13 protein-coding genes are annotated in these 14,539 nt (G+C 44.7%); 1 reads left to right on the forward strand and 12 read right to left on the reverse strand.

The window, feature by feature from the left end; translation table 11 throughout:
* Positions 1 to 114: 114 nt before the first annotated feature.
* From pdaA to MH215_RS17920, 3 genes are all read right to left on the reverse strand, one after another.
* Positions 115 to 894, reverse strand: a complete 780-nt coding sequence (gene pdaA / locus MH215_RS17910; RefSeq protein ID WP_239292202.1) for a delta-lactam-biosynthetic de-N-acetylase — start codon at positions 892 to 894, stop codon at positions 115 to 117.
* Between the two features lie 92 nt (positions 895 to 986).
* Positions 987 to 1,793: a hypothetical protein gene (locus MH215_RS17915; RefSeq protein WP_239292204.1), complete on the reverse strand. Its 807-nt coding sequence runs from the start codon at positions 1,791 to 1,793 to the stop codon at positions 987 to 989.
* A 121-nt stretch (positions 1,794 to 1,914) separates the two neighbouring features.
* A complete protein-coding gene (locus tag MH215_RS17920; RefSeq protein ID WP_239292206.1) occupies positions 1,915 to 3,144 on the reverse strand; it encodes a glycosyltransferase family 2 protein in 1,230 nt (409 codons plus the stop codon).
* Positions 3,145 to 3,306: 162 nt separating this feature from the next.
* Between MH215_RS17920 and cysC the strand changes: the two genes are divergently transcribed.
* Positions 3,307 to 3,951 carry an adenylyl-sulfate kinase gene (gene cysC / locus MH215_RS17925; protein WP_239292208.1) on the forward strand — a complete coding sequence of 215 codons (645 nt, stop codon included), beginning with the start codon at positions 3,307 to 3,309 and terminating at the stop codon, positions 3,949 to 3,951.
* 169 nt (positions 3,952 to 4,120) lie between these two features.
* Here the strand turns inward: cysC and MH215_RS17930 are convergent, their stop codons facing one another.
* From MH215_RS17930 to MH215_RS17970, 9 genes are all read right to left on the reverse strand, one after another.
* The gene (locus MH215_RS17930) at positions 4,121 to 6,025 is read right to left on the reverse strand and encodes an ABC transporter ATP-binding protein (protein WP_239292210.1); all 1,905 of its coding nucleotides are present in this window, start codon (positions 6,023 to 6,025) and stop codon (positions 4,121 to 4,123) included.
* Positions 6,026 to 6,029: 4 nt separating this feature from the next.
* Positions 6,030 to 7,217, reverse strand: a complete 1,188-nt coding sequence (locus MH215_RS17935) for a nucleotidyltransferase domain-containing protein (RefSeq protein WP_239292212.1) — start codon at positions 7,215 to 7,217, stop codon at positions 6,030 to 6,032.
* Positions 7,207 to 7,701: a lasso peptide biosynthesis B2 protein gene (locus MH215_RS17940; protein ID WP_239292222.1), complete on the reverse strand. Its 495-nt coding sequence runs from the start codon at positions 7,699 to 7,701 to the stop codon at positions 7,207 to 7,209. The genes MH215_RS17935 and MH215_RS17940 overlap by 11 nt, the downstream gene beginning before the upstream one ends.
* 3 nt (positions 7,702 to 7,704) lie before the next feature.
* The gene (locus tag MH215_RS17945; RefSeq protein WP_239292224.1) at positions 7,705 to 8,004 is read right to left on the reverse strand and encodes a lasso peptide biosynthesis PqqD family chaperone; all 300 of its coding nucleotides are present in this window, start codon (positions 8,002 to 8,004) and stop codon (positions 7,705 to 7,707) included.
* Positions 8,001 to 8,948: an aldolase gene (locus tag MH215_RS17950; protein ID WP_239292226.1), complete on the reverse strand. Its 948-nt coding sequence runs from the start codon at positions 8,946 to 8,948 to the stop codon at positions 8,001 to 8,003. Before MH215_RS17950 ends, MH215_RS17945 begins: the two co-directional genes overlap by 4 nt.
* Positions 8,949 to 9,165: 217 nt before the next feature.
* Positions 9,166 to 9,306, reverse strand: a complete 141-nt coding sequence (locus tag MH215_RS17955; protein ID WP_174715277.1) for a paeninodin family lasso peptide — start codon at positions 9,304 to 9,306, stop codon at positions 9,166 to 9,168.
* A gap of 64 nt (positions 9,307 to 9,370) precedes the next feature.
* Entirely contained in the window at positions 9,371 to 11,302 is a 1,932-nt protein-coding gene (locus MH215_RS17960; protein WP_239292228.1) for an asparagine synthase-related protein, read from the reverse strand.
* Positions 11,299 to 12,573, reverse strand: a complete 1,275-nt coding sequence (locus MH215_RS17965; RefSeq protein WP_481857455.1) for a sulfotransferase family protein — start codon at positions 12,571 to 12,573, stop codon at positions 11,299 to 11,301. The genes MH215_RS17960 and MH215_RS17965 overlap by 4 nt, the downstream gene beginning before the upstream one ends.
* Positions 12,574 to 13,047: 474 nt before the next feature.
* The gene (locus MH215_RS17970; RefSeq protein WP_239292240.1) at positions 13,048 to 14,385 is read right to left on the reverse strand and encodes an MFS transporter; all 1,338 of its coding nucleotides are present in this window, start codon (positions 14,383 to 14,385) and stop codon (positions 13,048 to 13,050) included.
* Positions 14,386 to 14,539: the final 154 nt, after the last annotated feature.

Raw genomic sequence — 14,539 nt, forward strand, 5'->3', positions numbered from 1 at the left:
CTGTATTCAAGCAGATAATATTTTTCTAAATGCTTATTTTGATGCAATTTATCTCAACGTCAACGTTTGCCCAAAACAACAGTTGATCCTGTCTCAACCTGTCATTAAACTCCATTAGTAGCTTTTTGTTTTGAGATCATCCAAGTGTTTAAATACATATCCTTGTCGACGCGCTTCATCAATAATGGAACCGAGTGCTTCTGTGTTATCTTTGGAAACCGAGTGTAACAGAATAACCGCTCCTGGATGCAGCTGTTTCAGCACTTGTTGACGTGCATAATCCGCGCCTCGTTGTACATTGGTGTCCCAGTCTTTATAAGCCACAGACCAGAATACATTCACATATCCCTGTGCGTGACTCTCTGCAAGCGTACGATTATTGAAAATGCCTCGCGGCGGACGTAAGAAACTCACTTGTTGTCCAGTTAATCGATTGATTTCAGTCTTGACTTGATCCAGCTCTGTTCGGATCTTATCATTCGAGATTCTAGTCATGTCTGGATGGCTCCAGGAATGGTTGCCGACAACATGGCCTTCAACCGCCATTCGTTTTACCAGCTCCGGCTGATCCTTCAGATAATGTCCTGTAACAAAGAAAGCGGCAGGCACTTTCTTATCACGAAGTACGTCCAGAATCGCTGGTGTAAACCCATTTTCATAGCCGTTATCAAACGTGAGGTACAATTCTTTTTGCTTCGTATCTCCCAAGAAGATGGCATCATTTTGTTCTAGAATCGCCTTAAAACCTTCTTGATCGATCGAAGGTAACTGTCCATTTTGACTTTTTTTGAATCCGAAATGATATGCTCCGGTCACCGGCGATGCTTCAATCTGTGCCGGCAGCGTGCAGGTTGCTACTATCGCTAACAGCACGTAAAGCACCAATCGCTTCATCCAACTCGCCCCTGTTCCTGAGTATTGTTTATTTAATACAAACACCTACAGGTAATATGCCTCAGGGACAGCAAATATATGTATTTTGGTTCTTAATAACAGTATATGGCTTCATGAATGTATTGGACGAATTGTTGAAGTTCTTTACCGGGGAATAATGAAAACTGGCATTGTTTAACGTCTTTTTTGATCATGTCCAATTGAACTTCCCCTTCAGAACACGTCACCATGAGGTCTATGTTCAGTGCACCCGATAACGTAATCGTTAATGTGTCTTCGCTGAGAGAATGAGAGGAAATGTGCTTCATCCAAGTTTGCAACTGAAGTAGCTCTTGAATATCGAGGTAAAATTCATATATGGCTCCCCCGCGCACCTTACCCTCTATCAACTGTTTATGCATCATGACGATATGGAAGCGACGGTCTATCATTTCATACTCAAACTGTGTTGTTGATTGCGGAGAATATAACGTAACACGTTCTTGGCATTTATGGTCTTCATCTTCTTGTACACTCAACCGAGACACTTGATCCCTAATGAATCTAAGAATTGCATTTAGGTCTTCTCCATTTGTCAGAAACGTATACTCATCCATATGGAATTCCATTCCTAGTTGATCTTGTCCGATTTTTCGAATAACTAATTTGCGTTTAACGCCATCACTGCATTTTATACGCAGAGAAGAAGAGAGCGTCCTCCCAACGATCATCTTTGGGGTCAACAATCTTTGCAGCTTTTGCATCTGTTTAATCTCCATGACAAAAGCATATAATCCTGATGTATGGAACGTTTCGTATGTATGTGCCAAATAAAATAATAAGCCTCGCTTGATCGGAACGATCTGCATATAGGTTTCTTGATTTTGCTGAGAATGCCATGTCGTAATACTTACTTTCATACAAAGAAACCTCCACCTAAGCTGTCACTGCTCTGAGCCTTTTGTTCAATTCAACCTCATATAGTATACCAAAAAAAGAGTCCCTCGGAGCCTGAGATTCCGATGACTCTTCCTCGTTTAACTAAGCGCTGGCTTGAGCTTTCTCCACCTCTTGTAAATTTGTGCTCTTGGTATGCTCTGTCCTAATCCATACACGCTTCGTAAAAGTAACCAACGCCCATATAAATAATGGAATGTAGGAATAACTAATGAAGAGCAGACTTGCATAAGATTTGAATAGATTGATCTTGTGAGAAGCATCTCGGAGCGCAATACCAATATACACTACATTAAATAGAATCATCGCTCCATATAACCACATCGGCACAAATGGATCATACAATTGGTTTCCAAATACCAGAGTTATATAAAACATCACACTCATTGCTGTAGCGACAACTACTTTCCCTGGGTTAAGAAGATACATCGCCCCATCAATCGCTGACATGTCACGCTTCGTGATGCCTCTACAGATCAGTGGAAAAGCGTATTTGAAACATACGTCCCAATGCCCCCGAGCCCAACGTAAACGCTGAACACAGCTGAACCAGAAATTCGTTGGTTTCTCGTCATACACTTTGGCGTAATGAGACCAATGGGTTTTAACGCCTTTCAACAATGCCTGCATGGTGAACTCTAAATCTTCGGTTAAGCTGCGCGCAGTCCAACCGATCTCGTTAAACAATTGGCGTTCCACGCAGAATCCTGTGCCACCAATTGCATTTCCGAGCCCCAATCGAGATTTGGCTAATTGCCACGAGCGGTTCATCATATAATAGCTGGTTGCGTAAGACATCGTGATAAAATTATCCTTAGGATTCTTTGTATCCAAATAACATTGAATGATCCGGTGACCTGCGATGAGATGGTTATTCATTTCTTTAAGATAGTTCGGAGTTACCAAGTTATCTGCATCAAAAACGCAAACCCCTTCATAATCATCAAGGTCGATCATATCTAGTGCGTATTTCATCGCATATGGCTTGCCTTTAGGTTCACCAGGCATATAATAGTGTTCCAGCACAATGACTTCCTTGTCACGACCAATATCGGCGGTGCGATCAGAGCAATTATCGGCAATGAGACAAATATCGAACAACTCCGCTGGATAATCAATCATCTTCAGATTGTCTAGTAGATCTCCGATCACAACCTCCTCGTTATGAGCAGGAACAAGTAGCAAAAACCGACTCTTTGGAGCACGCATTTCCATCGGTTTCGCTTTGCCGAATCCAAACAACGATATGATAAACCAATACCCAAACCAGATTAAAATCACGACCTGCAGCGCGATCAAAATTGAACTTAACATGCTCCCTATGATCTCTCCATTCCATACCATATTATGATGCAGAAATAGGTTGTTACTTGAAAATAAATACCTTACATAGCCTATGATTGATAGGTATAATTTGATGCTATAATCTTGAAAAGATGTTAAAATATTATACATATTCTACATAGGAAGAGGTGGATGTCTGTGACGAGAGAAGAACGTAATATTACCTGGCAACAATCCAGCTTAGATCGACAAGAACGTGAGTATCGCAATGGTCACCGCAGCCGTACACTGTGGTTCACAGGTCTTTCCGGTGCAGGGAAGTCCTCCCTTGCCTTTGCGTTAGAGAAGCATCTGTATGACGCAGGAATACGTTGTTATGTGCTAGATGGGGATAATGTGCGTCATGGACTTAATCGGGATCTTGGCTTTACCGCCACGGATCGTCAAGAGAACCTACGCCGTATTGGTGAAGTATCTAAGCTGATGGTGGATGCTGGACTGATTGTTCTCTCAGCTTTTATTTCTCCTCACGCAGAGGATCGTGAAATGGTCAAGCAGTTATTTGAGCCTGGTGATTTTATTGAAATCTATGTTCGTTGTTCTATTGAGGAATGTGAGCGGCGCGATCCCAAAGGTTTATACAAGAAAGCACGTAACGGGGATATCCCCCATTTCACTGGGATCTCCGCACCTTATGATATTCCTGAGGAACCTTCGCTCATTATCGATACGGAACTGCTCTCTGTGGACGAAGCTGTAGCTGAGATCGTAAGGCATCTAGAGCAGACCGGTTCTCTACAACTTCCTCTGTCTACAACCACGAACCGGATCGGATAAGCTCATACGGCAGTTTTCATGTTCAAAGATTGAAGGTAGAAGGTATAACGTTGTATGTGTCAGTTCGTAGACACATGTTAAAGATATGAGGCGCAGCTATAGTCTGCGCCTCTTTACCCTGCACAACATGAAATAATGCTTACATCTCTCAACACCTATTGCCCTACACCTACTGACCTACTACTCCTGCCTGCATGTTGAGCAACTTACTGAAGGTTCCTACAGGATCGGTGGATAGCTGCTGGTAGCCGCCCTGCTGAATAACCTGGCCTTCATCCAGGACAATGACACGATCAGCTGTACGAATAGTAGACAAACGATGGGCAATAACGATGATCGTCACATGCCCTCTTAAGCGTTCAAGCGCTTCATGAATATGTTGTTCATTTTCACTGTCTAATGCACTTGTCGCTTCATCTAATACCAGCATGGAAGGATTGCGTAACATCACACGAGCAAGTACTAACCGTTGACGTTCACCGCCCGATAACCTTATGCCACGATCACCAATAACCGTATCTAGACCCTGTGGTAATTTACGTACAAAGGACGCCGAAGACGAGAACTGCAACGCTTGCCACATCTGTTCTTCGCTGGCTTCTGGGTCAACCAAACGTAAGTTTTCACGAATGCTGGTATGAAACAAAAATGGATCTTGGGGCACATACCCAATGGAGCTTCGCCATGCAAGCAATGAGCTTTCAGTGAGAGGTTCACCATCAATAAGAATCTGACCACTCTCTGGTCGAATCAGACCCATAATAAGATCGATCAGAGTACTCTTTCCCGCACCAGATTTACCTACAATAGCCGTCATGCCTTTAGCTGGGACTGTGACATTCGCTTCACGAAGAGCATACGTATTACTTCCTTCATAACGATAATTCACATGCTCACAGCTAATGGAGCGCAGTAATTCCAAGGGCTGAATGGGACGCATATCCTCCACCATACCACTTGTGCTCACTTGGGCTTGGGCTTTCATCCGCATGGAACGCGGACCAGGACTGGACTGATCAGAGTCAGGCTGATATGCCGCACCTGTGAGGGTATTATGTATTTCACGACTTTTCTCCGTCTCCAGCTGTAACTCACGAACAATCCGAAATGCGGGCAGCATGGAGCTGATATACTCCAGATTAGACTGAATGGAAGTGAATCTCGGCCACAAACGAGAGAAAATAAGAATAATAAGCAGCAGACTTGCTGGGGGTACATTTAGGACACGCATCGAGAGATAGATGAACGCAGCAATAATTACGGCTGAAGATACCTTGTGGATGAACTGAGTTCCACTATTAAGCTTGCTAAACTGGATAACATTACGCTCGATTCGTTTACACATGCCGTCAAACCAGTGGATATGCGAATTTTCAAGCATGTTACTTTTAATATCTTTTATCCCGTTAAAATGTTCTGTTAACCCGTGGTAATAATGTTGCGAGAATTCAGATGTCTGATCTCCGATTTGCTTAGCACGTTTGACGAACTTCCTTAGAACGAAGAACAGCACTAATCCACAAACCAGTACAATTGTGGTTAGTTTGGCAGATAACCAGAAAGCAAGACCGATCTGAATACCCGTAAAGATCAACGAAGCCGCCATTTGCAGCATAATATTCGTACCTTGGCTAACCCGTGCCAGTTCAGTCGTTAATATATGGTTAAAATCGGATTTTCTTTTTCGGAGAAAAAAAGGCCAGCCCGCCGCGAGGATTGAACGATAGGTTTCTAGGCGTAGTGTCCGTATAAACTGCTGCTGGATTTTGGTGTTTCGAATCGTCTGCAGACGTTGCAACCATGCCTGACCCGATAGGATAACAACAAAAGTTATAAGTACCAGGAGCAACTGATTGTTCTGAGATAACCCACTTAAGGCATCAGAGATCCACGGGATCTGAATCCCGGCCGAATTCAGCTGGAATACTCCAATTAAGCTCAACATCGGAACTAACATATAAATGCCGATGCCTTCCATCAAGCTGATACTGATCATCCCCAGTAGATTCCAATAGAGTACGGGTCCAGTGACACTACGTAATTTACGCATATAAAATTGAAGTTCTGAGAGCATCGTGTTATCCCCTTTCCGCCATCGTGTTCCTTTTCATTCGACGCCAGAACCAGAGGAACGGACGTAACGGAAAATATAAAAAGTGCAAATAACGTGGAAGCGGAAACTGTTCCACATCCCAAGTGCTTGGATACAATCGTTCAATGAAAAAAAACATTTTCTGTCTCCGACTTCTCAGTGCAAACAGATAAGACTGGTAACTCTTCACATGTGCAGGGCTTTCAACCATCTCATGCATAAACAGCACACCGTGTCTTGCAAGCCGATCTCCTGTCTTGGAATTCAGGGATAACAGCGAATGATAGCTCGAATTCAGAGGTGTATTCAGCAGAGCTGAGACTAATCGCAGAGCTTGCGTTCCAATCGCCATACGTCCCTCCGCTTTCAAACGTTTCGTTAGAAGATTCGTATCCATCGGCATCGTACGTATCATTTGATCAATATCCAAGAGCCAGCGTAATCGGAACCAGCCGTGTCTTGCACCATGTGTCACCAGGTAAACCCATAGATCTTCTCTCTCCAGCATTCGAACAGGAGTTTGAGTATACGGGCTCAATCGGCTTCGTTTCCACAACACCTCAAAATCTGATTCTTTGCCAGAATCTGGATTCAGGCGCCAATGAACCTCTACCTGTGTTCGTTTGACCGGATGCATATAACACACATGATGTTCTCGCCATTTCCAGCTCTGAACTGCGGTAATACGTCTGCCTTCCTTCGTTACATACCCAAGGGTCTCTAGCACTTCCTCTGCGGCTGCTACATTCTCCAAAGGAATAAGGATATCCAGATCCTTCGATGTACGCATCGATATCTCGCCATACAGATCGTGAGCGAGAGCTGGCCCCTTCAACGTGATATTCCGAATTCCTTGTCCAGCCAAGGCACTGCATACATGCTCCATCTCTGCTGTTAGATGTAACATGCGAAATGTATTCGCCGTGTACTCCTGCCTGAAACTCTCCACGACGTTTGCTGGAACAAATGACATATTGCCATGTTTGATCTTTAGATATAGCACCGAATACAGCCGATGATGGTATACCAAGCGCATAAATAGATTCCAATCGATGTTCTCAGCTATCGCTTCTAGTGCTGATAGTTGAGTGGTTGGATCACTTTGGATCATTAACAACATCAGCTTGAGTTCCTGCGGGAACCCCGTTGTATAATCTTCAAATTCAAGATTCATAGACAATCTCCCCAGATCCCTTCTCTGAACATTGTTTGCCAAACACACCAACTACGGTGTATTGATCCATCGTGTCAGCTCCAGTCACGATCAGTTTCCCACTTCTGAGCCAGGCGTGAGCCATCATCTGTCCTTCTTTATTCCGAGCAGTTCCCATATAGAGCGTACTGCTAATGTTTCGACGTTCTAGCATTTTCATTGCAGCAATAGCCATAACGAGACATCGGCTTTGCCAGGGTGTGATTTTGCTTGCCAACATAATTGCTTTAGACACATTCCGTAAGGTGACGATTTGACTACGATTTAGGCCAGTCATCGGGGTCTCATGCATGGGGGTGCCAAGCCCTGGAGCAATTTTGGCGAATGGCATTGCTTTGAGAATACGCGCCAGTCCGAGATAGAAGAATGCTTCCCACAACATAAGACGCAGAGTCCGTGTCAATGAGAAGTACGCTTTGATTTTGCGAACCATTTTCCGAAACATTCTCTATTCTCCACGGGTGACGTTAATTAATCCCTCACGGGTCAAATGCTCCAGAAACTGAACAACCTGTACACGACAAATCTCAGGATCAATCTCATACTCGGAGGCAAGTGCATCCACCAGCTCCGCCAATGTGCGCTCTTCCGCAATCAACTCCCAGATGTGTCCCCCTGTACTGCCCAGATTGTAATACCTGCCACTTTGGATGCTCATCATGACCTTCTCACCGCCCATATCACTGACGAGATGGCCTTCCTTCTGTACAAAGCGATCCTGCTCTTGGATTGGTTGGGTCATATTCATTGTTCTGTATACACTCCTTTGCGTACATGGTCTATGATCCGATCTACCATCTCAAACGCCGTAAAATCTGAGCCTGACCTCGTAATTCGGTGAACTTCTATACTTGCAGACAACCTAGAGACGGTCTCGAACAACCATTGTGCGAGTCCTTGGCGTGTTACAAGTGTGCTTCGAAACGTATGTGTACACAATAGATGCAACCGCTCCAATCCCATGACTTCTGTCATTCGGATGCTCGCTGAAGCTTCCTCCGGCCTCGGGTCTAATTCGAATATTCCCGCAAGAGGAACAGCCCGATCATAAAAATAATGCTGAACAGGTATCGCATATTTTGTTACCTCGGCATGAATGGTAGCGTAATTCTGTTCGTTCATCCCGAAGCCATCCAAGCTAGATTGCCATAATTTCTGTTGAGGATATCCCGGCGATACAATGGCTCTTCCGCCTGCATCCCACGTCAGTGCAACTACATCATCCGTCATAAGCGGATAACCGCGTGAGGCAAGTGCGGCCGATAATGTAGACTTCCCTGCACCAGAGTGACCAACAAATGCATAGGCCCATCCATCAATGACTACAGCACTCCCATGAAGTGGAAGTATGCTACGCTGCATCATAATGACAGCCATACATGTGCCCAGAATGTATAAACGAACTTTTTTCTCTTCAGCTCCCGGTTCAGGAGATACGAGGATACGCTGTCCTTGCTCCATGAAGAAGAGTCCTGTTCCAGCTACCCGAAAAAATAGGCTCCCTTCTCTGCATACAAAGTTACTTTCCCCCACATCCCATGACTCCCACAGGGCAGTTAAGTCGGTGGACTCTATGTAAACGTCCGTGGTCTTCGTCATCAGTTCATGACCGCTTGGCACAATCCGGAGCTCGGGCATGTGAATCTGGCTTATCCAGTGTAATCCATAAGCTTCATAACGCAGAGACAACATAAACGCCTCCTCTTGGCAAGTTATTAAACATGCATATTCAAAGCATCTGCTTGCAGTAGTAAGCATAAGAGCTAACGTATTTTTGAATGGTACGGCCTCTTAAAAAAAAGTAAAAAAAGCCCTTATATTGGTGTTGCTTAATATAAGGGCGGAGGCGAAAAGAAAGCTATTGCCTTTCCGCCCTTTAAGTATAATGACAATGCTTATAGCTTCTTACTTAGGAAACAGGTGGATCATACAGATCAGCATCGTGTTCTGTGATCCAGTCGATTTGTCTGTAACCTTTACCTGCGAGGGTTTGGTTTACTTCCAAAACTTCAAGTGCTGGAGCTTGCCATTGCTTTTTTTCGATTTGCATTGTGTTCACCCCCTTTCATGAGTGCATGTTGGATTAGGCACCAATCACTAGCACCATACCGGCATCAGAATTGCCGGATATACCGGTACACAATGAGGCTATGCATCATTAAGCGTAAGTCAGGATGCGATGCAAGCTCAGGACGAGGCTGAGGTATGTTTTGAAGAGCCGCATAAATTCGATCCGTGTTTAATATGCCGGCTACTCGACTATCAGAACACAAAGCCCGAATTTCACTTGTGAACGCTCCCCAATCCGGAATCATGCGATGTAACCAATCGGCTGGTTGAACACCTCGCACACGCTGATTCAGTCTCACATTATCCGGTAACTCGGGTGAAGTTGCCCTGCGGATTAGTGATCGGTCTGTACCTTGATTAACATACTGCTCAATCGGTACAGAGAGACAAAACTGTATCACACGTGCATCACTCGTAGGATCTCTCTCCCAGGCACGATAACGGAGTGAACATTTCGTCGCCATTGCCCCATTTTTGCTCGCAATCGCCAGATTATTGAACTTCTCTGCTCTCACTTTCAGAGCGTCTGCCTGTGCGCCACCTTGTAGCACCACCAGTGAGCCCAAACGATCCAACACTCCTGTTTTCTGGGCGAATTCAGGATGAATTAATTGATTGGTTGCGTGTGGAATTCCACCACTTCGTGATGACTGAAATCGCTCTGGATACGCCTTCTGCGCTGTGATTCGAGCAATCCGTGAAAACTTCATCCCTGTACGCTCACTATATTGCTTCATTTCTTTGAACAGTCTCACCCAGCGTCCACTTCGCATCAAGCTTGCGTAATATTCTAGTGCCGGTCCCCAGGAGATCGTAAAGTTGCCCCTTGCTCCGGTAAGTAAAACGCCCGCATCCTGCTCACTGGCCTTTTCATAAAAGCCTCGAATCCAGAACGAATTCTCAAAAAATTTATATGGCATCTCCATCATGTCAAGCCATGTATCCACTTCACTGAAGGGACTTCTGCCTTCAAAATCCAGATAATTCTCCGAAATGTTTCCTACATGATTCACCGTAGATCGAATGAAAGGTCGTTCATCTGCAAGCAATGTTTTGGGTGTATAATCTTTGAAATCAGACACAGGCACATAACTATAGGCGTTCAGCTTTTTTCCTTGGCTTCGCAAAGTACCTGAGGCAAAACCAACAACCGCTCCTGAGTCAAGGCCACCACTTAAGGCAGCAGCGACTTGCCGATGAGTCCGCAATCGTGTGCTTACAGCTTGTGCAAAAACATCACGGAATGCCTCTACATACTCTCCATCTGATTTGAGGCGAAGTGGTTCAACCTCATCCCAGCGATGATACTGATTCAACTCGACCTTACCGTCTCGAAAAAGTAACGTATGCGCCGGAGGCAGTTGCCTCACACCCCGATATGCAGTCAATTGAATGTCTGCTGCGCCATGCATTGCGGGGATCGCGAGAAACTCAGATAACCAGGATTCGCTTAATTCTTTGGAAACACCCTCCAAAGACAATAGAGGATTCATTAGGGTGCAGAAGGCAAAGCGCTGTCCATCATGGCGATAGTACAGGGATCTCATGCCCGTAATATCTCTAGCCGCAAACAACGTACGCTTGCGATCATCCCAGATAGCAAAAGCAAAGTCTCCAAGCAGTTTGCTTGTCACATCTGTCTGCCATCGTTGATATGCTCTTAGAATTAACTCACTATCTGCCAACTCGGCTAATTCTCTTCTGGTTATCTGCAATTGGTCTGCTAACTGCTCCCGATTGTCCAAGATAGCATCAGCGGTAATAGTGAGGCCGCTAGCCTCGTCATATAAAGGTATTTTTTCATGAACTGACTCTGGTGTAATCCACTGTGCATGACAGCTTAGGAAAGCTTCATTGCCTTTCCACACCCCTGTCGTGTCTGCTGGAATATGACCCAAACTGGCATACAACCGCCAACTATCTTCCCACAATGCTTCTTGACCCTCGGTGTGAACAATCCCCGCAATGGCGCTCATGACTTTCCTCCCCGTAGAATCTTGCGCTGGGATGCCCAGGCACTAAGCTGATGACCAAATGGAATCAAGGATTTGATCCGCTGTATCTTGCTTTGCGTCGAGGCTAGTTGCAGCTTTAATCTCTCGCGCTCGTTATATCCTCGTTCTAACCGATGATCGGCAGCCCGTAATGCAGCTTCCAATTGCCTTATCGTTGCTAATGCAGCTAGCGTTGGATCGGTTGCTGATGCTTGCTGTGTATCTGTGGCATCTGTTCTTTCATGTTCGGGCTGTACTGCTGCAGCTTCAGGCTTTATTCGGTAATGAGGCTGCCACTCACATCCGGTTGCTTTTGTGAATTGACGTGTAAGTCGTTCCACAATCTCTTGATCTGCACTGGCTTCATAACGTACACCCGTCCACTGCTCCGCTTCCTCTAACTGCTGGCTGTACCCCATTCGATGAAACAAATCTGCTCCAATGGTTCGGCAATATAGCTCAACTTCTTGACGATCAAGTATACTTTTCCAGTTGTTAATTGAATCCTTGTGTGCTTCCTGATGTGATGCCAAGAACGGATCACCTACACCCATGCTGTAGAACATATTGGATTTCGTCGTATCCACAAACCGTCCATATTGCTCCATGCCCTCTTCATAGCCGATCCCGAGAAAGGTACATAGCTTCTCCAGTTCGTCCTTGGGGCTTGCGACGAGTTGTTCATACTTTATCTCATAAGCTTGAGGATGCTCCACCTCAAAATAATCATTTAGTCTGAGCAAACCTAAGGTCAGGTCAACTGCTCTCATATTCAATTCGGGACTTTGTAAACTCTGAATGAGTTCGAATCCATTGCCTGAGTTACGGTTAACTTTTTTGAATGATGCAGCAATGGAAAGTGGATTACGCTGGAGATGAATTCGCTTGGACTGTGGAAAGAGACGATCAAGCCATTCCAGCATATAATAGTAACGCGGAGATTTATCTACAACGAAGTCTGCCCCGCTGCCTTGTAGGAAACCATTATAGATTTCTAGGGCGAACCTTCGACATGCTTGTTCAAATACATCCTCAGACACCATCGCACTATAGAACTGACGAATGATGGCATTCCCACCATAGGGGCGAGGCTCTGCTTTGGCCAGATCGACCAGACTCATTAGGAACCACATCTCTTGCGTGGCAAATATGCGACTGTGATTTTGTAACATGACGGTGGAGAGTGAACTTCCACTGCGAGGGACACAAAGTAAAAATACAAGTCCGTTACCTTGAATATCTACCAATGGCATCCTCTCCTTTTGTTTATATAATAAGCATGCAGTTGGTATACTCAGGAAGCTCGAGGATCAGACGTGATTTTGTATGCCTAGACAATATATGTACTTTCGACAACGTTTTTGATACGTTATGTATTCATAGTTTTACTCTATGATACAAAATGTATCATGTCAATCTTTTATTTTCAATTTTTCATAATTTTCGTGCGAATCTTCGTTGCTGTCGTTGTTGAATCACCCCTCCATACCTATTCCAGTCCTCTTCTCATTTATGACTTGTCGCCAAATAAAAAAAACTCCAGGATCTGTTCAATGAATGAACTGACCTGAAGCTCTATAGGATTATGAGATGGATTCCAGTGACAGAAAGGAATTCATAATCTCATGATTAGCTGATATGTAAATTGAACTAAATAATATTTACACCCGCTACTCCGATGACAGAATAACCTTCCGATCGCTGTTACCCCAGTGTTACACTTGAAGTTATCCTGATACATTTATATCTGATCCAACCTTAGGCGCATGTCCGCCCCACTGCTTCTGATCCTCCTGGTCCGCAAGCTGAGCATCCTTGATTCCCTGCTGTACTTTGACCGTTAACAAGAAGGCGATGCCTGCAACAAAGAAGAAGATTAAAGACAGTATCCCCCAGCGACTTGAACCCGTTAATTGACCTACCAGTCCGAACACAAACGGTCCAAAGATAGAGGAAAATTTGCCTGTTATGTTGACGAATCCAAAATACTCCCCTGTCCTGCCAGAAGGCATCAGATTACTGAACAAGGAACGCGCCGTAGACTGACTAACGCCCTGTACCACGCCAACAAGCCCCGCAAGTATATAGAAATGAAGTGCCTCTGTCATGAAATAACCGAGAATAACGATACATATGTACACCGACAAGCTTACGAGCAATATTGGTTTAGCTCCCCAACGTTGTGCCCAAGCCCCCAGTAATAACGTACAAGGGAAACCAACGAATTGGGTGATTAACAGCGCAAGCATCAGATCCGTCGTCCCAATACCGATGCTTGTCCCATAAATGGTCGCCATCAGGATAATGGTATTAATTCCATCATTAAAAAACCAAAAGGCAACCAACATCCGTATTAATTGAGGAAAACGTAACATCTGTTTGAAGGTTTGACGTAGTCTGCGTGCACCTACTCTGGCGTATCCTCCCCATGATTGTGGTAAATCTCTTGCCGCAGGACGGCGTGGAGCGAAGCGGAAGATCGGGATAGAAAACAGCAACCACCAGATTGCTACAGAGACAAAGGCAAGCCTAGTACCTGCTAATGTACTGCCCAAGCCAAACCAGCTTGGCTGTTGTATCATTAACAAGTTAAGTGCTAACAGCAAACCTCCGCCGACATAACCATATGCATACCCCTTCGAAGAAATCATCTCTCGCCGTTCGATCGGTACAAGATCAGGCAACATTGCATCATAAAATGTATTACCGCCCGCAAAACCTATCGTAGAAATAATAAGCAGTACGGATGCCAGAAGCCAGTCTCCTTCTCCTACAATACTGAATCCCAGTGTAGCCATTATGCCTATTAAGGCAAATACTCGCAGGAAGTCCCCTTTACGTCCCGATAAATCGGAAAGTGTGCCTAATAAAGGCGTGAGTAAAGCTACGCATAACATACCAATAGAATGCGTGTACGCCAAATAAGACGCGGCTGTATCCGCATCTAGTGTCGCTGCTGCTACTGAAGCATAGAAGACAGGAAGCACAGCCGCTAGCACTGTTGTTGCATAAGCCGAATTAGCCCAATCATACATAATCCAAGCTTTAACCGCCCGTTTCTCCAAATAAAACCCTTCCTTTGCATACATCCTCATATGGGATGCCGGATCAATTCCATTTCGAGGTTGTTCCAAATGTCCGTTATGGCTTATAAAACATGCCTTGTAACAACGTACTTTTTGAACTCGCACCTTTCTATTCTAACGAAAGTTTATCATA

This window comes from Paenibacillus sp. ACRSA (assembly GCF_022346845.1).
Taxonomy (GTDB): Bacteria; Bacillota; Bacilli; order Paenibacillales; family Paenibacillaceae; genus Paenibacillus.